We start from the raw sequence: 19,586 nt of genomic DNA, 5'->3' as shown, positions 1-19,586 counted from the left end.
CGGGTCCTTATGTCAGTTCACCAGCGTCGGCTTGCCCGGCGCAGGCGGGTTGTTCGGCATCACACCCAGACGGCGCGCCACTTCGCTGTAGGCGTCGGTCAGGCTGCCCAGGTCGCGCCGGAACACGTCCTTGTCCAGCTTCTGGCCGGTCTTGATGTCCCACAGGCGGCAGCTGTCCGGGCTGATTTCATCGGCGATCACCAGGCGCTGGAAGTCACCCTCGTAAATCCGGCCGATCTCGATCTTGAAGTCGACCAGACGGATGCCCACGGCCAGGAACACGCCGGACAGGAAATCGTTGACGCGCAGCGCCAGGCTCAGGATGTCGTCCATGTCCTGCTGGCTTGCCCAGCCGAAGGCGGCGATATGCTCTTCGGTGACCAGCGGGTCGCCCAGGGAGTCATCCTTGTAGCAGTATTCCACAATCGGTCGCGGCAGCTGGGTGCCCTCGTCGATCCCGAGGCGCTTGGAAATCGAGCCGGCCGCATAATTGCGCACAATCACTTCCAGCGGAATGATCTCGCAGCTGCGCACCAGCTGTTCTCGCATGTTCAGCCGCTTCAGGAAATGGGTCGGCACGCCGATCTGTGCCAGGCCCAGCATGAAGAACTCGCTCAGGATGTTGTTCAGGACCCCTTTACCCTCGATCACGTCGTGCTTTTCGGCGTTGAAGGCGGTGGCGTCATCCTTGAAATACTGCACGATGGTGCCCGGTTCCGGGCCTTCATACAGTGTCTTTGCCTTGCCTTCGTAGATTTTCTTGCGGCGCGCCATTGGGAACCTTTCGGGTCATTGCCGGGAATCCGGCCCTGCGATGTGCCGCTCTCATAGTGCAAGGGGCTCTCAGCCGCAAGCTTGCTGCACAGGGCTGCCCTGCCGCGGAAGCGGCGGCACCAGCCTCCGGAACGGACAGCGGATACGGCCAGCCGCTGCCACGCCTAGGACAAAACCGCCCAAAGGCTTTGCCAGGAACCGTTTTTTCTTGCCCTGAGGGGCAATCATACTCCTATCATATCTTAGGTGCACAAGGTTAATGAGGATCAGCCATGACAACATTCGACGAACGCGAGCAGGCCTTTGAGGCCAAGTTTGCGCATGATGAGGAAATGCAGTTCAAAGCGCGGGCGCGCCGCAACAAGCTGGTGGGCCTTTGGGCGGCGGAGCTTCTGGGCAAAACCGGCTCCTCGGCCAATGATTACGCCCAGTCCATTGTTGCCGCGGACCTGGAGGAAGCCAGCCATGAGGATGTCGTGCGCAAGCTTACCGGCGACCTGGGCAGCCGGGCCAGCGAGGAGCAGATACGGCTGAAACTGCAGGAGCTTCTGGTGCAGGCGCAGGCAGAAATGCTCAGCGAATCCAACTGAACAGCTTTGCAGCGGCGCAAGGCCCGGCCGCCGGAAACCCGGCTAGCCCTGTGTTTGGCACCCTGGCGCGGCATCAGCCGGTGGCAAGAGCGTGCTGTGCTGATCTCCTGGTTCACTTTCCGCCTGGCACCGCCGGACAGACAACTCTGGAATTTTCGGGTTAACCGAACCGGCGAGTGCATGCGCCAGCCTGCCGGGCGAGGTGCCTGTTGCGCCACACAGGAGTGTCATGCTGGTTTCAATCTCCTCTGCCGCCCGGAACGGCCGCCCTTCTGCCCCAGCCGGCCTCTGCGCTTGCAGTCATCACGGGCTGCTTCTAGCTGCTGCCGCCGCAATCGGGGCTGTCTTCCCTCGCCTAGGGTGGCGCATTAATTGCGTCCTTCCGGCCTGGAAAGGGGCAAGTGCGATGCGGGGGGTCCCGGGCCTGCCTCTGGCCGCGGAGCCGGATTTCCGAACAGCCTAGGGCGCGGACCGCAGCCCGCCACCGGTGCAGCAGGCCTCCGCGGCGCGAACTCATAATGAAGATGAAGAAAATGAAATTGCCCTTGCCCTCGGGGCGTGAGACAGGGGAAACAGACCACTTTGCCGTCCGCACCGCCGGGGCGGCCCGCTGACATGGGACAAAACTGATGACAAATACTTTCAAACAGCTGCTGGAGACCAGGGATGTGCTGCTGGCGGATGGCGCGACCGGCACCAATCTGTTTGCAATGGGGCTGCAGTCCGGCGACGCGCCGGAATTGTGGAACGTGGATGAGCCCAAGAAGATCATGGCGCTCTACCAGGGCTCCGTCGATGCGGGCAGCGATCTGTTCCTGACCAACAGCTTCGGCGGCACCGCCGCACGTCTGAAGCTGCACGACGCGCAAGGCCGCGTGCGCGAACTGAACCGCACCGCAGCCGAACTGGGCCGCGAGGTGGCCGACAAGGCAGAGCGCAAGATTGCCGTGGCCGGCTCCGTCGGCCCGACCGGGGAAATCTTCGAACCCGTCGGCGACATGTCCCATGCGCTGGCGGTTGAGATGTTCCACGAGCAGGCCGACGCCCTGAAGGAAGGCGGCGCCGACGTGCTGTGGCTGGAAACCATTTCCGCGCCGGAGGAATTCCGCGCCGCGGCTGAGGCCTTCGAACTGGCGGATATGCCCTGGTGCGGCACCATGAGCTTTGACACCGCAGGCCGCACAATGATGGGTGTGACCTCGTCAGATCTGGCGCAGCTGGTGGAGGAGTTCGACAACGCGCCGCTGGCCTTTGGTGCCAATTGCGGCACCGGCGCCTCCGACATCCTGCGCACCGTGCTGGGTTTTGCCGCCCAAGGCACCGAGCGCCCGATCATTTCCAAGGGCAACGCCGGCATTCCGAAATACGTCGACGGCCACATCCACTATGACGGCACCCCGGAACTGATGGGCGAATATGCAGTGATGGCCCGGAACGCAGGCGCCAAGATCATCGGCGGCTGCTGCGGCACCATGCCCGACCACCTGCGCCACATGCGCGAAGCGCTCGACAGCCGTCCGCGCGGCGACCGCCCGGCGCTGGAACAGATCGTTGAGGTTCTGGGCCCCTTCACCTCCGACGGCGACGGCACCGGCGATGATGCAAACCCGGGCGGCGAGCGCCGCTCCCGCCGGCGCCGCCGCGCCTGAGACACACCATTGGCGGCGGCAGCGCTGCCCCTTGTTAGTTACAGCATGGCCAGAACTGCTGCGGCGCCGCACATTTGATGCGGCGCCGCTTTCATTCTGCGATTTTGCCCGGCGCGCCGCGCTGCCCGGCCGCAGCCGTGCTCCGGCTGCATCAGCCTACGATCTGAAACCCTTTGATACCGGTCTCCGGGTCGGTTTTTTCCGTCAAAACATCTTTGACTGACGCGGCCCCAGGGCCGCGGCCCATTCTGCGCACCATATCCGCGACGCTGGCTGCAGGCCCTATCAGCAAGGCCCGCACGGACCCGTCAGGTTCATTGCGGATCCAGCCGGTCAGCCCGTGACGCAGCGCTTCCGCCCGCGCCCAGGTGCGGAAGGCCACACCCTGCACATGCCCGGTGACACGCGCCTTTACAGCAACAGAAGTCATAGGACACCTTCCTTTCCGTCATGAAGGTCTCCAGCTTACCACGAAACCCAGGCCCGGCTGATCAAGAAAGAGTCAGAACAGGGCCAGCTGATCGCCCGGCTGCGGCGGACGCCGGAACAGATCGCAGCGCAGTCCGGCGGTCCGCTCCTGAAGGCTCAGCCGCCTGCAAGCAGCCTTGAACCGCTGCGCGATCATCTCAGCATAGCGCCCCTCGCCCCGCATCCGGTGCCCCCAGCGCGGATCATAGTCCCGACCGCCATGCATCTCTCTCAGCCGCGCCATCACCTTGGCAGCGCGGCCCGGCTCATGCTCAGCTAGCCATTCCTGCCACAGCTCCGACACCTCCCGCGGCAGCCGCAGCATAATCCAGCTGGCAGCATCCGCGCCCGCCTCTGCTCCGGCAGCCAAAAGCGCCTCCAGTTCATGATCCGTCAGCCCCGGCACAACCGGAGACGTCATCACCCGCACCGGCACCCCAGCCTCCGTCAGACGCCGGATAGCCGCCAGGCGCCTGGCGGGCAATGGCGCCCGCGGCTCCATCCTGCGCGACAGATCCGCATCCAGCGTGGTGACGGAGATGCCGACCCGCACCAGACCCTTGGCCGCCATCGGCGCCAGAATGTCCAGATCACGCTCCACCATCGCACCCTTGGTCACAATTGCCACCGGATGGTTGAAATCGCGCAGCACCTCCAGGCAGGCCCGGGTGATGCCATAGTCCCGCTCACACGGCTGGTAGGGATCGGTATTGGTGCCAATCGCAATGGGTGCCGCCTTATAGCGTGGCGCAGACAGCTCCCGCTGCAGCACCCCGGCCGCATTGGGCCGTGCTACCAGCCGGGTTTCAAAATCCATTCCCGGCGACAGCCCCAAATATGCATGAGTGGGGCGCGCGAAACAGTAGATGCAACCATGCTCGCAGCCCCGGTACGGATTGATAGACCGGTCAAACGGCAGATCCGGCGACCTGTTGTAGGTAATCAGCGATCGCGCCGTTTCCTGCCGCACCTCGGTGGGAATCACCGCCTCCGGCGTGTCCTGAAACCAGCCGTCATCGACGGCATCGCACGCAAAATCATAGCGGCCTGCCGCATTGCTGAGACTGGCGCGCGCTTTGCGGCGTATGTGATTTGGCGTGATTTCGGGCGGCATGGGCGCAAAATAACCGGCGCGCAAGAACAAATAAAGAACAAATGGGTAATTTCGAAGATTTCCATGCGGAATCTTCATTATTCTTGCACTGAAATTGTCTCTATACGTCGGTTAGAACAGCGGCAATGTCGCAAATAATGCAGTCCGCGGGCGGCATTCTGTCACAAAAGCTTCTGAAATAGGCCAACACCGGGGACACCCCCGTCAGCAAGGATTAGGCGCATGTCGGACGAAGAAGACATCATCCTCTCGGAACTCGATGACGAGGAACTTGTTCAGCAGATGTTTGACGACCTCTATGATGGTCTCAAAGAGGAAATCGAAGAAGGCGTGAACATCCTTCTCGAGCGCGGCTGGGCGCCTTACGACATCCTGACCAAGGCTCTGGTGGGCGGCATGACCATCGTCGGCGCCGACTTCCGCGACGGTATCCTGTTCGTTCCCGAAGTGCTGCTGGCGGCCAACGCGATGAAGGGCGGCATGGCCATCCTGAAGCCGCTGCTGGCCGAAACCGGCGCCCCGCGCATGGGCTCCATGGTGATCGGCACCGTCAAGGGCGACATCCACGACATCGGCAAGAACCTGGTTTCCATGATGATGGAAGGCGCAGGTTTCGAGGTGGTTGACATCGGCATCAACAACCCGGTCGAGAACTACTTGGAAGCGCTCGAAGAGCACAAGCCGGACATCCTCGGCATGTCCGCTCTGCTGACCACCACCATGCCCTACATGAAGGTGGTGATCGACACGATGATCGAGCAAGGCAAGCGCGACGACTATGTGGTGCTGGTTGGCGGCGCGCCGCTGAACGAAGAGTTCGGCAAGGCAATCGGCGCCGACGGTTATTGCCGTGACGCAGCCGTGGCCGTGGAAATGGCCAAGGACTTTGTCGCGCGCAAGCACAACGCGATGAGCGCCTGATTTGGCACGCAAAGGACGCGCAGCCCGCTTGACAGAGCGGGCTGCCTTCCGCCCGCCCACCGGGCGGACGCTTGAGGAAAGCTGCCTCACCGAACAGGGCCTGGCCGCCCCTGAAAAGAAAGCTGGCCGCATCCTGCTGATCGCCTGCGGCGCGCTTGCGCGCGAGATCCTTGATATCAAGGAGAAGAACGGGCTGGATCACATCGACCTGACCTGCCTCCCCGCCAAGCTGCACCTTTATCCTGAGCAGATCACCGGCGCTGTAGAGGGCGCTGTGGCCAAGCATTCAGCGGTTTATGACAAGATTTATGTGGTTTATGCCGACTGCGGCACCGGCGGCGCGCTGGAGCGGAAGTGCGCAGAGCTCGGCGTGGAAATGGTGGCGGGCCCGCATTGCTATTCGTTCTTCGAGGGCAACGACACCTTTGCCAAACATGCCGATGAAGGCGAAATCACCGCCTTTTACCTGACCGACTTCCTGGTCAAGCAGTTCGACGCCTTCGTCTGGCGCCCCATGGGTCTCGACAAGAACCCGGAGCTGCGGGACATGGTGTTCGGCAATTACACCAAGCTGGTCTACCAGTCGCAGACCCGCGACCCCAAGCTGGTGGAAAAGGCCCGCGACTGCGCGGTCCGAATGGGACTGGATTTCGAGCACCGTCACACCGGCTACGGCGATCTGGAAACATCCCTGGCCGCCTGGGCCAAGGGATCCTCTTCATCTGGCTGAAAATATCCCGGGGAGCGCGAGGGGCCGGCCCCTCGCCCGCTATCCTCAGACTTGCGCCATCGCGGTTTCGCGGATCCGCTCGATCATCGCCCTGAGGCCGTTGGAGCGCTGCGAGGACAGATGTTCATTCAGCTCCAGCCGACCCAGTTCCGCCTTGGCATCCACCGACGCCACCTGCTGCAGGGGCAGGCCGTTGTACAGCTTGCGCAGCACCGCAATCAGCCCGCGCACGATCATCGCGTCGCTGTCTCCATCGAAGCGGAACACCCCGCCTTCGACTGTGGCATGCAGCCAGACCTGGCTGGCGCAGCCGTCGACCTTGGTGGCGGGCACCTTCAGCGCGTCGTCCAGCGGCTCCATCGCCTTGCCCAGGTCGATCACATGGCGGTAGCGGTCCTCCCAGTCCTCCATGAACTCGAAGTCTTCCACGATCTCTTCAAAGGCGGCTGTGGCCATCGTCCGTCTATCCTCAAAATCCGCATTCCGGGGCTGATCAGCACCTAAGCCCCTGCCCGCCCCATTTCAACAGCTTTTCAAGCTTCGGCCAATCGGGTAATCCCTTGCAAAGACATTTTGAATGGGCGGGGACAGATGCACAAACCATTGGCTCTCACATTGGCCGCAACGCTGGTGCTGGCCGGCTGCGGCGGCTGGAAGGACTCGCGGGTCAACCCCACCAACTGGTTCGGCAGATCCGCCCCCGCAGAGGCAACTGTGCCGGAGGGCACCAACCCGCTGCTGCCGCAGGAAAGCAACGCGCGCGGGATTTTCGCCAAGAAGCCGCCAGAGGACAAAAGCGTCCTGATCAGCCAGGTCACCGGGCTGCAGATTGAGCGCACCGCCTCCGGGGCCATCATCCATGCCTCAGGCGTTGCCGCGCGCCAGGGCGCATTTGATGTCGAGCTGCGCAAGGCGGAGACAGCAGAGGACGGCGTCCTGGCCTATGACTTCCGCGTGGTCTATCCGGAGGAAGCGACCCTGAAGGGCAGCGAATTCAGCCGCACTCTGCACGCCGCCCGAACGCTGTCGAATCAGGATCTTGAGGCAATCCGTCTGGTCCGCGTGAACGGCGCAGAGAACGCACGGGAAAGCCGCCGCCGTTGACGCAGCGAGTTGCAGACGGACCGGAAACGAAAAACGCCCGCATCTGCGGGCGTTTCTTTTGTGCGGCTGCGGGCTGGATTACAGCTCCACAACCTGCACCGCCTGCCCCTTGGCAGCAAGGCCGATTTTGCCTTCGCACAGCCGCAGCGCATCCGCGCCGAACACTTCGCGGCGCCAGCCGCTGAGGGCCGGCACATCGCGCAAACCCGCGGCAATAGCGTCCAGGTCGGAACTCGGCGCAATAAGCTTGGCGGCCACGCCTTCAGCCTCGGTCTTGGCCTTCAGGAGCACCCGCAGAAGATCCGCCAGCGCCGGGTTCACCTGCAGCTTTTCCTTGCTGCGGTCCAGGCGGGGGAAATTTTCAGGCGGGCAGCTGACGCCCTTGGCCACCGCTTCCAGGATGCCTTCGGCAATCGCGCCTTTGCGGGCCTCGCGCAGCAGCAGACGGGAGCCGCCAAGCTCTGCCGCGGTGCGCGGTTTGGTAGAGGCCAGCTCTACCAGCGCGTCATCCTTGAACACCCGGTTGCGCGGCACGTTGTTGCTCTGCGCGTAGGTTTCGCGGAACGCCGCCAGCTCGCGAACCACCGCCAGGAACTTGCCCGAATTGGTGCGGGTCTTGACCCGCTTCCACGCGTCCTGCGGCTGGATGTCATAGGTCGCCGGGTCGGTCAGCACCTGCAACTCTTCCGCCACCCAATGGGACCGGCCGCTCTTTTCCAGCTCGGCTGCCAGAAATTCATAGATCTTGCGCAGATGGGTCACATCCGCCAGCGCATATGTCTTCTGCGCCTCGCTCAGCGGGCGGCGCGACCAGTCAGTAAAGCGCGAGGTTTTGTCCAGCCCCTGTTTGACGATCTTGCGCACCAGGGTTTCATAGCCCGCCTGCTCGCCAAAGCCGCAGACCATCGCCGCAACCTGGGTGTCAAACAGCGGCTTGGGAAAGACGCTGGCCTCGACCCAGAAAATCTCCAGATCCTGGCGCGCCGCATGGAACACCTTGACCACGTTCTCATTGCGGAACAGCGCATAAAGCGGCTCCAGCGAGATGCCATCGGCCAGCGGGTCGACCAGCACCGCGTCGTTTTCCCCGTCGCCGGAAAAGGCCAGCTGGATCAGGCAGAGCTTGGAGTAATAGGTCCGTTCACGCAGAAATTCGGTATCCACCGTGACATAGGGATATTGTGCGGTAGCATCGCAAAATGCCTGCAGTTCTTCGGTGGTGGTCAGGGTTTTCATCAAATACCGCTTTTCAATCTCACGTGGGCCGGGCCGTGATACGCGCTTGTTCCGGGCAATGCAAACAGGTGCCGCGGCTGCCGTGGATTTGCGCTGCAAGCAGCACAGCCACTGGCGCTCCGGCACAACAAGACTTCACGGTTTGTGATATTATTTCGCCAAACATTCATTTTTCTGATGCGTGTGCAGTTCCTAAATTAGCTGAGCATCGCAAACAGGAGAATGACCGATGACTGCACTCGACCTTTCCCCCGCAAAAACCGCAGGAGCTGCACCGTTTCGCAAGTTGATTCCGCTGCTCGCGGCTGCTGCTTTGCTGGTTCTGTTTGGCCTGCCCGCGCTTATGGCCCCGGCCCCGGCGCAAAATCCGCTGGACTGGCATGGCAACAGCGCAGCCGTTCAAGACAGACGCTAGGCCAGTTGAACCGGAGTCTTGTCGCCAGCGGCAAAGCGGCGCAGCACGGCCGGGTACAGCTTGTGCTCTTGCACCAGCACCCGCGCCGCCAGCGTGTCCGGCGTGTCGCCGGGCAGAACCGGCACCCGGGCCTGACCCAGAACCGGGCCGTCGTCCAGACGCGGTGTCACCTCATGCACGGTGCAGCCGTGCTCAGCGTCGCCTGCCTCCAAGGCGCGGGCGTGTGTGTGGAGGCCCTTGTATTTGGGCAGCAGCGACGGGTGGATGTTCAGCATCCGGCCTTCGAACTGCGACACAAAGCCCGCGGTCAGAACCCGCATGAACCCGGCCAGACAGACGATGTCAGCGCCCACCTCGAAGATTGGCTTCACCAGTTCGGCCTCAAAGGCCTCGCGGTCGCCGTTGAAGGGGCGGTGATCCACCACGGCGGTGGCCACGCCTGCGGCGGCGGCCTTGGCCAGCCCCCCGGCATCGGCGTTGTTAGACAGGACCAGACAGGGCCGTGCCGGATGGTCCTCGGTCATGCTATCCAGCAGCGACACCATGTTGGAGCCGCCGCCGGAAATCAGGATCGCGACCTTTTTGTGGCTCACAGCAGCTTGCCCGCATAGCGCATACCGGCGCCTTTGGTGACGGTGCCCAGGCGGGCAACGGTCTCGCCCTCGGCTTCCAGAACCTGCACCAGCTCATCGGCGCGGTCCGCGGAGACGGACAGGATCATGCCGATGCCGCAGTTGAAGGTCTTCAGCATTTCCGCTTCGGCAATGCCGCCGGTTTCTGCCATCCATTTGAACACGGGCGGCAGGTTCCAGGCGTTCAAGTCGATATCGGCACCCAGATCTTCGGGCAGCACGCGGGGCAGGTTTTCGGTCAACCCGCCGCCGGTGATATGGGCCAGCGCATGCACGCCCCCTGCCCGCACCGCCGCCAGGCACTGTTTTACATATAGGCGCGTCGGGGTCAGCAGCGCTTCGCCCAGGGAACCCTCGCCGAACGGGCAATCTGCGTCCCAGCCCAGGCCGGAGACCTCGACCAGCTTGCGCACCAGAGAATAGCCATTGGAATGCACACCGTCAGAGGCCAGCCCCAGCAGCACGTCGCCCTCTGCCACGCCTTCGGGCAGCGCGGTGCCGCGTTCCATCGCACCAACGGCAAAGCCTGCAAGGTCAAAGTCGCCCTCTGGATACATGCCGGGCATTTCCGCGGTCTCACCACCGATCAGCGCGCAACCGGAGCGCACGCAGCCCTCGGCGATGCCCTCGATAATGCGGGCCGCCACATCGGTTTCCAGCTTGCCGGTGGCGAAATAGTCGAGGAAGAACAACGGCTCGGCACCTTGGCAGACCAAGTCATTGACACACATCGCCACCAGGTCGATGCCGACGCCGTCCACCACGCCTGTGTCGATGGCAATCCGCAGCTTGGTGCCGACACCATCGGTTGCCCCCACCAGGATCGGGTCGTTGTAACCGGCGGCTTTCAGATCGAACAGGGCGCCAAATCCGCCCAGCCCGCTGGCCACGCCGGGGCGGTTGGTGCGCTTGGCGGCCGGTTTGATCCGGTCGACCAGGGCGTTGCCCGCATCAATGTCCACACCTGCGTCTGCATAGGTCAGGCCGTTCTTGCCGCTGGTCATCATCTGGCTCCTTCCAACACGTTGCGGCAGCCTTTAGCGCAAGGCGGAACAGAAGGAAACAAGCGATTGCATCCCGGCACAGAAGGCCGCGGCCGCGGCGCTGCGGTGCAATCGCCGCTTGACCTCCTGCCCGCCATTTTCTAACCACGGGTCTGTGGCGGGCCTGTAGCTCAACGGTTAGAGCAGAGCGCTCATAACGCTTTGGTTGCAGGTTCGAATCCTGCCGGGCCTACCAACCTGAAATTTGCCTGCCTCAGAAACGTTAAAACCTTGAACGGAAAGGTGGTTTCTGGGGTTCGAAGCCCTTCATTTAGACTGAAGACAATTCGGTGTGGAAAAACCAACCGAAGGATCATTCTTCTTACAGTGTAACCGCAATTTTTCCACACATCATAAGGGCTTGACAGAAACGCCATTGAGAGTTCGAACATTTCGTCAAAGTCAGTGGAAGGCTGACACACACTCTCGGCCCTTTCGTCGATTAAAGCCTTTTCGGAGTGCAGATCGACTATCTTCCTTTCGTAGGCTCCCACGACTGGGCTGGTGGGGTTGCCTGTTACCAACTTTACTAGCTCTTCAATCTCTTGATCGATCTGGTTGGAGCGCTTTCGCAGTTTCCTAGTTTCCACCGCGAACTTTTCAACTCGTGTCTTCCATGCGGATCGAAAAACCCTTTCCGCAACTTCGAACACTTCCTCGGACGGCGACAGGCCACGCAGGATTTCTTCGAACTCCCGTTCAAGTTTGCCACGTCGGATCGACTTCCCCCCATCAGGACAAGTACGATTGGGGCATAGGTAGTATGGGTATTTTTTACCCGAGTGGCTTCTTGACCAACAGTAGGTAATACTTCTCCCACAATTTCCGCATTTCATGACACCACTTAGGACAAAATCACGTTTGATGTTCGGTCGAGCCGGAGCGACTGCTCGTTCATTAAGACGCGATTGAATAACCTGAAAGGTCTCGTAAGTGATCAGCGCTTCGTGCTTTGCCTTGGTGAGAGGTACGCCCCACTTCTTCTGCTGGAGGTAGCCTGCGTAAAGGAGATTTTTCAGCATTCTTGCTACAAGATCAATCTTTATCGATTTACTCGCACGCGCCTTGGGAAAGCCTGGATTCGCGTCTAGGTAACGTTGTATTTCGGCCTGAGACTGGAAACGACCCGATGCGAAACCATTCAGGACATTTTCAACAATTGTGGCCACAGGTTCATCCCTTACTAGAATCTTCCCGCCCCCAATATCCTTTTCGTACTTGTATCCGGGAGGTTTTGGAAAAACCCAATAACCGTTTCTAAGTCTAGCAAGCGACCGACTTTTCGCTGTTTCGACTATCCTCTCTCTTTCGTACTGCGCAAAAAGAGCTTGAACCTCTTCAGCAAACCGAGAACTCGCATCATGGCCAAACACAACATTTGGACTTTCTATGCCTGCGCCCGTGGACCCAATTAAGTTTCGAACCGCTCTATGAGCAACAATGTCCCGGGCAAACCTCGAAATGTCGTATACAATCACCACATATTCCTTAGGGTTCACCCTTGTAAGAAATTGCTCTAACCTCTTAACACCCGGGCGATCAGAATAGGCTCCAGAAAACACATCATCTATGAATTCGACAACCCTATACCCTTTTAACTTGGCATAGTCTCGACAACTTCGTTCTTGCCCTGAAAGACCTGACCCCTCTCGCTCTTGCTTCCTTGAAGAGACACGGCAGTAAATCAAACATTTCTGCACCCTGCTTTTCTTTGAAAAGTTCTCCATCTTCTCCTCCTCTGCGCCTGCGAAGAAGATTCGAAGAACTGCCTAATGTCATCCCTGACCTTTTTATCGGAAAAGCCTGTTTGCAGATTTCCAAAGCTTAGGTCGACAAAAGCATCAGCTATTGAGCGAAGTGAGTTCATGCACTCACGACTTATTGCAGTAGGTTCGAACTCGTAGTTCGAATCTGTCTTCGGCGCCTTACTCATAGTTCGAACCGCCAACTTCCACGTAGACTTCAAAACCAGATAGCAGCAACAGTGTCTGCCGCCGTCATACTTGAGTCAAGGATATGAAAAATCACAACTTTTTCTTTAAGGTCAAATCACTCATGAAATTGTGATCCTAAATGGTATTTAGAGAATTTCCGCCAATCAGAGTCGGAACACCATAGGAGGCACACTGACCTCATAAATCGTGTCGCCACCTCATTGAAGGAAGCCCACGATCAGCCTGCAACGATTTACGCGGATACATTATCGACTGGCTGATGATACAATACCACGGCTTTATGACGAACTTTAAAAGTCATACCAGAAGCCACGTGAGAGTGTTCTGACCAAAACTCTAAGGGGTTTTCACCTTCGCTATCGAATGTTTTAATGTCGCCATTTCTAGAGGACAGTTCTTTACGCCATTTTTGCATCATTGCAACGGCGTCTTTGTTTTTACAGTAGATCACGACTTCAGCCTGATCTTGCCCCGAAACACCCGTAGAGTATCGAGTTGAAAGCTGCTTAAAACCCTTATCCAGCCAGCCGTAACTGTTGTGCCATTTTGCCTCAGCCAACCATAGGAACATATCTTTCCCACGGACGACTATATCACAGTGCCCGCCAACCTGCTCATCATGTCTGGGCTGAAAACCCAGCGCACTTAAAAACTGGCAAATTTCAATTGTCAACTGATCTTCACTAAGATCTTGCTTCAGGTGCTTATTGATTTCAAGCTCATTGCACGCGAAATCTAGAACCTTCCTTACCGCTTGCAATCTGGCATCATGGGATTGCGCTAATGTGTATAAGTTGGCAGCTTCAATTGCTGTCCCTTGCTGGTGCAAAAGAAGTGTGCTCACTGTAATATCACTAGTCACGACGTTTTACTCCCGTCGTGCACTTCCTCTTTAAGGGAAAAAAAGGGAGAAACTTTAGAGGCTGGGTCTTCCACCAACTCCCCTCGAACTGGATGCACCAAAACATTCTCTCTAACAACTCGATCGAAATCTTCAGAGGTCAATTCATAGCTTTCGTCATCAGAGTCGACAAAAAATCCCCCTGCATCCAGAATCGCGAATTCTGAGGTAGTCAAAATATTCACAGCAGCGAGAAGTTCTGTTGAAAGTGCGTCTAATTCGGCTAAGTCGATCAGATTTCGATAGGACAGCGCAGCAGCGGCCTCTGGGCGTATCGAAAGAATGCGATCAACCAGCAATAAGCTGAGATCACCGGCGGGCGTCTGCCCCCAGTATTGTTTAATACCTGCGGTGATCTCACTACGGTCCACGGTTACTCAACTAAGTCCGGTTGTTCTTCCTCAATTTTGCTGAGGTGATGTACCAAACGCTCCTTAACGTGTTCATAGTCCACACTACCGATGCAGTTCTTGATAACTGCACCCGACACAAGTTGCCCCTTGGATGCTCCGGCCACTGTTTGCCTACCTCTAGATGTTCCCGCGAGAGTAAGCTCTGGCTGGTAGTCCTGCCCTTCTGATTGGAACTCCCACCTAATACTGACTTTAAAAGGCTCGATTTTTGTATCAAGGGCTTCCTTACCACCCTTATGGTACAGTTCTTCCCTTAGACATAGACGAGTCCGTCTCATCTTCTCATTCTTGATAGAGGCTGTAGAAGTCTTGAAGCTAAGCTCGACTACGGTACCTTCCTTCGCATCTTCGTACATAGCCTCAATTAGAGGGAACAAGTCCAGTGGATCGGATAGCTCAGGCTCTTGCAGCATGCTGTTAGCAATGCTTTTGTACTGAGACTGCAGTTCATGTGCTAGCTCTTGCTTCATTCCCTTTGGAAAATCGGTTCGAATTTCTACAAAGTCGTCGTGATGAGGAACCCAGATGACGTTGAATAGTTGAACTGCTTGGAACTTGAGACCGATGACCTCATCGTAGCGCTCCTTGACTTCCTCCGGGTCTTCGAAAAGTTCCCCGATAGGAATTTCCTCACGAGAAGTCAGCTTTATCATCGCCGAAAAAACGGCGCCAATCCCATCATCCGATTTCTCTACGCTTACGAGTACCGGCTCGGCGTCTGTTTGCAGTAGCTCCTCTTCAGAAAGAACCATGGGAAAGCTGGCCGTGAACGGGTGGTCAGCTACTTCCAGATTGCCGATTGCCTCTCTCAGAGCAGCTAGAACTTCGGTGGAGGCAGGATAGAACTTTGTCATCTTCTCGCCGCAGAGCGCGTGCTGCCTCAGAAGTTCCTTCAATGTTGTTTCGGCGGCTGGATTATCTGCATCTTTGTGCTTTTCAATCGCTCCATCCCATCCCTGTGCCCCGTTCAACCCCGACCGTTTCATTGCCCGGTTAGCAAGCGTCCAAGGGGTGCGAGCTTGAAGCGTGTCGAAAATTCTCTTGTCCATTCAACCCATTCCGATTCTCTTCTATGTAGAAACACTCCGCTCATCTGCACGCAACCACAAGAGGAAACACTGACGCACTAAACTGCTCCGAAAGTCCATGACCCCAGACTTTTCTTTGAGAAGTGGTCCACTATTGCTTGCGATTGGCAACGCACACGTCAACGAAGCGAGCCTCCGTGCGGAGGTTTTTGTTAGCTTGTGAGCTGTATTGCACAAATCCCTAAGGGGGATTCATGTCATGCATCCAGCATGATTGCTGGGTTACATGAGCAGACCGACACCACAGACTTACAAGACCAGGAGCTTGACCGCCCGCAACAAAGCGCTCAAGCGCTGTGGCTCGCTGACGATCTGGTTCGCCCCGCAGTTGCGATGGCATGCTGCACCAACCGGCAGGCTAGACGCCAGCAGAACCTCAGCCATGCCGCCATCCAGACCTGCTTTTGAATAAAGGTGCTTTTCGACATGGCGTTGCGATACCGCACCGAGCCAAGACTGCTGTAGAAAATCTAGCAGCCAACACACCGTTATCTTTAGTCAACGTCAGCTGGGAGAATTTCAAGACTTGGGAATATTTCGAGGAGCTTCTTCTCCCGGCTTCGTGGAACTACCCATCCCGCCAATGAGTTGTTCCAACTTCCGATAGGCTTTATCTTCACATTTTCAACCCTTGGCAAACCTTTAACTAGGATGCTTCTTTTATAATACTGAGCTGAAACCTGCTCTATTTCACTCTCGTGTGCCGCAGTGGAACACCCATTTTGATTAGTGGGTGAGGCGTCTGTTGAAACGGCGTCTTGAAAGGACTTCAAGGACGCTACTTGGCTGCGAATTTGCATGCAGGCAGGATTTAGTGCAGCCTGCCAGTTGTTGTCAGAGCGCCTACTTTCGTAGCGTCCCGGTGTAACGCCAGCCAGATCACTAGGCAACCTCAGACCTGAGCAGTCATCTGGAACTAAGAAGAAGCATCGTTCTGGACCTAAACGGCCTATGAACATCCCAAGTTCGAAAAGAACATTGTCGCGGACAGTGTTGTGCGTTTCGCCTCGCATGACGGTAACATCGTCCGGTGAAAAAACAAAAATGCCAAAGTCAGCGGAGCGAAGCGCTGTTATTAAAGCCGTAAGCGTGTGCGACGACAATTGAAATACTCCATCCTTCCACACGGTGCACTCAGCGTCGTAGGTAAGATTAAAGTGGATTGCATCGGCCAACTTTGCCCCTTCCCGTGACGAACCAATAAAAATTCTAGGTTTCAAAACCATGCTCCTTCCATCAACAATCTGGCGGTGAATAGCCTTTCAAATCAACAACGTAAAGATACTGTCAAAAAAATCAGGGGACCAAGTAATACACGCGTCAATGTTTCACACTTCAACAAGTGCGCAACAGCATGACATTGATCGCAACCGATCATCGCGATTGCCTTCGGTACAACCACGACGCCCCCAACCTCAAGTGGAAAGCATGACACTCACCTCCGCTGTTGGAACCCCAAGGCCCCGCAGAGCGAAACGCCCTAAGAACCGAAGAAGAGACAGCGGGATGTCACCAAAGAATGATCAAAAGGAGAAGCTAAAGGAACGAAACTTTGATCGGTCAAACTTGATCGCTTGGCTCGGATCCTAGCTCCGGAGCACCCCTAGCAGTCACTGACTTTAGATCGGCTTCCCACCTAGAAAGTTCAGTAAAAACTTGGTTCGAACTTTCTCCCTTAAGGCCTACCATATCAACTTCCGCAATACCGCCTTCTGAAGCATGTCTGCGCTGCGCCTGCCTGCCCGGCCAAGCGGCATGGCGTTCTGGCAAGGGATGCCAGCGCCGCTGCTCTGCCGGTCCTGCCCCGGCCTCAGTACCACCCCGCAGCGGTTGCGGTGGTGCCGTCCGCTCGACGCCGACAGAGGAGACTCCGATGGCTCCCCGGCCGTCACAGCACAGGTGATGACCGTTCCGGCCTCGTCACGCAGGCTGAGACCGCCGGACGTGAGCACACGCAGCACCCGCGGGCGGACCGGCAGATCCACCGCGTTCTGCGGCGTGACGCTCAGGTGATGCGTGGCCGGGCTTTGCATTCCCCGGCGATGGCTGGCGAACGGATCAATCTGAGGCATGAGAGGACTCCAAACACAGTTTCGCTCCAGGGCAGCCTGCCCCAATGCCAGAGTGATACCGGAAAAGAGAAAACACCGGGCAAAGCCGGCGTGCGGTGAGCCGGTGTGCTGCGCAACACCAAGATAGCCGGAAAACCCCGCAGCTGCCGCCGGATCAGCGGGCGATGACGATATCGGCCTGCAACCCGCCCAAGTCGGCGCTTTCCCCCAGCCGGAGCGTCCCGCCATGGGCGCGCGCGGTATCTGCCACGATCGCCAGCCCGAGGCCGACACCGGAACCCCGGTTCTGATTGCGGGCCGGATCCAGGCGGGTAAAGGGCCGTACCGCATCGCCGCGCTGCTCCGGCGGGATGCCCGGCCCGTCATCCTCGACCCGGATACGCAGGGACCTCTCCGTCAGCGCCACCGACACCCGGGCCTGGGTGCCATAGCGCATCGCGTTGGAAATCAGATTCTCCACGGCCCGCCGGACCGGCTGGCGGCGCAGCATCACTTCGCCAGCTCCGCTCATCTCGCCCAGTGACACTTGGGTTTCCTGGCGCTGCCAGTCGGCAATGATGGTGCGGACCAGTTCGTGCGGATCGACCGGTTCCGGCTCGCTCACCGCGGAACCGCGGGAGAAATCCAGGAACGCATCCAGCAGCGCCTGCATTTCATCAACGTCGCGCAGCATCGGCGCGGCGTCTTCCTCGTCCAGCATCGCCAGTTCCAGCTTCATCCGGGTCAGCGGCGTGCGCAGGTCGTGGCTTACCCCCGACAGTATCAATGTGCGCTGTTCGATCTGACGCTCGATCCGGCTCCGCATGTCCAGAAACGCACTGCCGGCTGCACGGACCTCTGTGGCGCCGCCGGGCGAATAAGGCACCACCCGGCCGCGGCCAAAGGCTTCGGCCGCATTGGCCAGCCGTTTGATCGGGCGCAGCTGGTTGCGCATATACAGAAAGGAGATCAGCATCATCAGAAAGCCGAACAGCAGCATGGTGACGATCAGCTGATGCGGTGCCGCAGCGGTCAGGCGGCGGCGGTCAAAGCTCAGCTCCACCAGCCCGTGAGCAGTGCCGAAATAGACCAGCGCCCTGCGGTCTGACGGGAACCGCGCCGCCAGAAAACCCGGGAAAGTCTTCTCCAGCTCATCGCGCACCACCCGGCCGGAAAACTCGATCAGGCTGAACTGATCCTCCGGCAGCGGCGCGCCGGGCGCCAGGTACTGCACCTGCATTTTCAGCGGCTGCAGCAGCGGTGCCATCTGCGCCAGCGCCGTCTCCTGGTCCGGCGCCGCGTCCGCCACCTGCTGCAGCAGCTCAAGCTCGCGCTGGATGGTGGCGGTCATCTGCACCGTTACATCTTCCAGATCCCGCTTGATGAACACCACCGAGACCACGATCTGCAGCGCAACGATCGGCACCACCAGGATCAAGGCCGCCCGGGCATAGAGGCTGCGCGGCATATATCGTTTGAGCCAATCGAAGGACATGGGCTAAGCCTATAGGGCGTCAGGAAAAGAGGAAAGACAGTCCGGCGGCGCATAAGTGCAGGAAAACAGCAGCGGGGCAAGACCATGCAGGCACCAGATGACTTCAACCCGCAGCCGGGGGCGGCAACAGAGCTGGAGCCCGGCCTGCGCCGCATCCTGGCGCCGAATCCCTCGCCGATGACCTACCGCGGCACCAACACCTATCTGATTGGCACCGGCAGCCTGGCCGTTATCGACCCGGGACCGGAGTCCGCGCCGCATCTGGAGGCGATTCTCGCCGCCGTCCAGCCCGGCCAGCAGATCACCCATATCATCGTGACCCACAGCCACCTGGATCACTCTCCCCTTGCACGCGGCCTGAGTCAGGCCACCGGCGCGCCGGTTCATGGCTATGGCGGCGCGGGCGCGGGCCGCAGTAACGTTATGGCCCGTCTTGCCGCCAGCGGGCTGGTCGGCGGCGGCGAAGGCATCGACACTCAGTTTGCCCCGGACATCACCGTTCGCGACGGCGAAGTGATCAGCGCCGACGGCTGGGAGCTGGAGGTGATTCACACACCCGGCCACCTTGGCAACCATATCGCTCTGGCCTGGGGGGATGCCTGCTTCACCGCGGATCATGTGATGGGCTGGGCCAGCTCGCTGGTGTCGCCGCCGGATGGCGACCTTACCGATTTCATGGCCTCCTGCCGCCGCCTGCGGCAGCGCCGCTGGCGGGTGTTCCACCCCGGCCACGGCGCGCCGGTCACCGATCCCGCCGGCCGGCTCGATTGGCTGATCGCGCACCGGGAATCGCGCGAGGCTGCGATTCTGCAAGCTCTGGCGCAGGCCCCCGCCACCGCCCGCGCCCTTGCGGAGCAGATTTACACCGAAACACCGCCATCCCTGCTGAACGCCGCGGAACGCAACGTTTTTGCACATCTGGTGGACCTCAGCGGCCGCGGCCTGGCGGCACCGCAGGGCACACTCTCCGCGGCAGCCGTATTCGAGCGGCGCGGCGGCTGAATTTT

The 19,586-nt window shown here is 59.1% G+C and carries 20 protein-coding genes, 1 tRNA gene and 2 pseudogenes; 9 read left to right on the top strand and 14 right to left on the bottom strand.

What is annotated here, in order from left to right; all coding sequences use genetic code 11:
* Positions 1–12: 12 nt before the first annotated feature.
* The gene (gene purC, locus CAER_RS0122020) at positions 13–774 is read right to left on the bottom strand and encodes a phosphoribosylaminoimidazolesuccinocarboxamide synthase (RefSeq protein ID WP_027237392.1); all 762 of its coding nucleotides are present in this window, start codon (positions 772–774) and stop codon (positions 13–15) included.
* Positions 775–1,046: 272 nt separating this feature from the next.
* On the opposite strand from purC, the gene CAER_RS0122015 reads away from it, so the two are divergent.
* Both CAER_RS0122015 and bmt read left to right on the top strand, forming a co-directional pair.
* Positions 1,047–1,364, top strand: a complete 318-nt coding sequence (locus CAER_RS0122015; RefSeq protein ID WP_027237391.1) for a DUF1476 domain-containing protein — start codon at positions 1,047–1,049, stop codon at positions 1,362–1,364.
* Positions 1,365–1,993: 629 nt separating this feature from the next.
* Positions 1,994–3,013 carry a betaine--homocysteine S-methyltransferase gene (gene bmt, locus CAER_RS0122010; RefSeq protein ID WP_027237390.1) on the top strand — a complete coding sequence of 340 codons (1,020 nt, stop codon included), beginning with the start codon at positions 1,994–1,996 and terminating at the stop codon, positions 3,011–3,013.
* Between the two features lie 151 nt (positions 3,014–3,164).
* On the opposite strand, the gene CAER_RS0122000 is transcribed toward bmt, so the two are convergent.
* Positions 3,165–3,443 (bottom strand): acylphosphatase, encoded by a 279-nt coding sequence (locus tag CAER_RS0122000; protein WP_027237389.1) that lies wholly within the window; start codon positions 3,441–3,443, stop codon positions 3,165–3,167.
* A gap of 72 nt (positions 3,444–3,515) precedes the next feature.
* On the bottom strand, positions 3,516–4,595 hold the full coding sequence (locus tag CAER_RS0121995; protein WP_027237388.1) for a PA0069 family radical SAM protein: 1,080 nt from the start codon (positions 4,593–4,595) through the stop codon (positions 3,516–3,518).
* 222 nt (positions 4,596–4,817) lie between these two features.
* On the opposite strand from CAER_RS0121995, the gene CAER_RS0121990 reads away from it, so the two are divergent.
* Together CAER_RS0121990 and CAER_RS0121985 are read left to right on the top strand one after the other, a co-directional pair.
* Entirely contained in the window at positions 4,818–5,516 is a 699-nt protein-coding gene (locus CAER_RS0121990; RefSeq protein ID WP_027237387.1) for a corrinoid protein, read from the top strand.
* Between the two features lies 1 nt (position 5,517).
* Positions 5,518–6,246, top strand: a complete 729-nt coding sequence (locus tag CAER_RS0121985) for a DUF1638 domain-containing protein (RefSeq protein ID WP_027237386.1) — start codon at positions 5,518–5,520, stop codon at positions 6,244–6,246.
* Positions 6,247–6,291: 45 nt separating this feature from the next.
* On the opposite strand, the gene CAER_RS0121980 is transcribed toward CAER_RS0121985, so the two are convergent.
* Complete coding sequence (locus CAER_RS0121980) at positions 6,292–6,702, bottom strand: SufE family protein (RefSeq protein ID WP_027237385.1); 411 nt, start codon at positions 6,700–6,702, stop codon at positions 6,292–6,294.
* A gap of 135 nt (positions 6,703–6,837) precedes the next feature.
* Between CAER_RS0121980 and CAER_RS0121975 the strand changes: the two genes are divergently transcribed.
* Entirely contained in the window at positions 6,838–7,350 is a 513-nt protein-coding gene (locus tag CAER_RS0121975) for a hypothetical protein (RefSeq protein WP_027237384.1), read from the top strand.
* Positions 7,351–7,428: 78 nt separating this feature from the next.
* On the opposite strand, the gene rnd is transcribed toward CAER_RS0121975, so the two are convergent.
* The gene (rnd, locus tag CAER_RS0121970) at positions 7,429–8,586 is read right to left on the bottom strand and encodes a ribonuclease D (RefSeq protein ID WP_027237383.1); all 1,158 of its coding nucleotides are present in this window, start codon (positions 8,584–8,586) and stop codon (positions 7,429–7,431) included.
* 229 nt (positions 8,587–8,815) lie between these two features.
* Between rnd and CAER_RS0121965 the strand changes: the two genes are divergently transcribed.
* Complete coding sequence (locus CAER_RS0121965) at positions 8,816–9,001, top strand: hypothetical protein (RefSeq protein WP_027237382.1); 186 nt, start codon at positions 8,816–8,818, stop codon at positions 8,999–9,001.
* On the opposite strand, the gene purN is transcribed toward CAER_RS0121965, so the two are convergent.
* Both purN and purM read right to left on the bottom strand, forming a co-directional pair.
* Positions 8,998–9,594, bottom strand: coding sequence for a phosphoribosylglycinamide formyltransferase (purN, locus tag CAER_RS0121960; protein WP_027237381.1), 597 nt, complete (start codon positions 9,592–9,594; stop codon positions 8,998–9,000). The genes CAER_RS0121965 and purN overlap by 4 nt on opposite strands.
* Complete coding sequence (gene purM / locus CAER_RS0121955; protein ID WP_027237380.1) at positions 9,591–10,637, bottom strand: phosphoribosylformylglycinamidine cyclo-ligase; 1,047 nt, start codon at positions 10,635–10,637, stop codon at positions 9,591–9,593. The genes purN and purM overlap by 4 nt, the downstream gene beginning before the upstream one ends.
* A gap of 159 nt (positions 10,638–10,796) precedes the next feature.
* Here purM and CAER_RS0121950 point away from each other — a divergent pair.
* A tRNA-Ile gene (locus CAER_RS0121950) sits at positions 10,797–10,872 on the top strand.
* On the opposite strand, the gene CAER_RS30800 is transcribed toward CAER_RS0121950, so the two are convergent.
* The 4 genes from CAER_RS30800 to CAER_RS0121945 form a co-directional block, all read right to left on the bottom strand.
* Positions 10,829–12,403: a recombinase family protein gene (locus CAER_RS30800; RefSeq protein ID WP_409359729.1), complete on the bottom strand. Its 1,575-nt coding sequence runs from the start codon at positions 12,401–12,403 to the stop codon at positions 10,829–10,831. The genes CAER_RS0121950 and CAER_RS30800 overlap by 44 nt on opposite strands.
* A gap of 460 nt (positions 12,404–12,863) precedes the next feature.
* Entirely contained in the window at positions 12,864–13,493 is a 630-nt protein-coding gene (locus CAER_RS29855; RefSeq protein WP_154667817.1) for a hypothetical protein, read from the bottom strand.
* Positions 13,490–13,903: a hypothetical protein gene (locus tag CAER_RS28355; protein ID WP_036797523.1), complete on the bottom strand. Its 414-nt coding sequence runs from the start codon at positions 13,901–13,903 to the stop codon at positions 13,490–13,492. The genes CAER_RS29855 and CAER_RS28355 overlap by 4 nt, the downstream gene beginning before the upstream one ends.
* 2 nt (positions 13,904–13,905) lie before the next feature.
* Entirely contained in the window at positions 13,906–14,994 is a 1,089-nt protein-coding gene (locus tag CAER_RS0121945; RefSeq protein ID WP_036797521.1) for a hypothetical protein, read from the bottom strand.
* Positions 14,995–15,259: 265 nt separating this feature from the next.
* On the opposite strand from CAER_RS0121945, the pseudogene CAER_RS30545 reads away from it, so the two are divergent.
* Positions 15,260–15,438, top strand: a pseudogene (locus tag CAER_RS30545) (IS5/IS1182 family transposase); the annotation flags it as partial.
* An 89-nt stretch (positions 15,439–15,527) separates the two neighbouring features.
* Here the strand turns inward: CAER_RS30545 and CAER_RS29360 are convergent.
* The 3 genes and pseudogenes from CAER_RS29360 to CAER_RS0121930 form a co-directional block, all read right to left on the bottom strand.
* Complete coding sequence (locus tag CAER_RS29360) at positions 15,528–16,253, bottom strand: TIR domain-containing protein (protein ID WP_161631100.1); 726 nt, start codon at positions 16,251–16,253, stop codon at positions 15,528–15,530.
* Positions 16,254–16,843: 590 nt separating this feature from the next.
* Positions 16,844–17,105: pseudogene (locus tag CAER_RS28350) on the bottom strand (spike base protein, RCAP_Rcc01079 family).
* Between the two features lie 154 nt (positions 17,106–17,259).
* Positions 17,260–18,579: an ATP-binding protein gene (locus CAER_RS0121930; RefSeq protein WP_027237378.1), complete on the bottom strand. Its 1,320-nt coding sequence runs from the start codon at positions 18,577–18,579 to the stop codon at positions 17,260–17,262.
* A gap of 84 nt (positions 18,580–18,663) precedes the next feature.
* Here CAER_RS0121930 and CAER_RS0121925 point away from each other — a divergent pair, with 84 nt between their 5' ends.
* Positions 18,664–19,581: an MBL fold metallo-hydrolase gene (locus tag CAER_RS0121925; RefSeq protein ID WP_027237377.1), complete on the top strand. Its 918-nt coding sequence runs from the start codon at positions 18,664–18,666 to the stop codon at positions 19,579–19,581.
* The last annotated feature ends 5 nt before the right edge of the window (positions 19,582–19,586 follow it).

The organism is Leisingera caerulea DSM 24564, assembly GCF_000473325.1.
In the GTDB taxonomy this organism is placed as follows: domain Bacteria; phylum Pseudomonadota; class Alphaproteobacteria; order Rhodobacterales; family Rhodobacteraceae; genus Leisingera; species Leisingera caerulea.
This window is presented reverse-complemented; position numbering and strand designations above follow the sequence as displayed.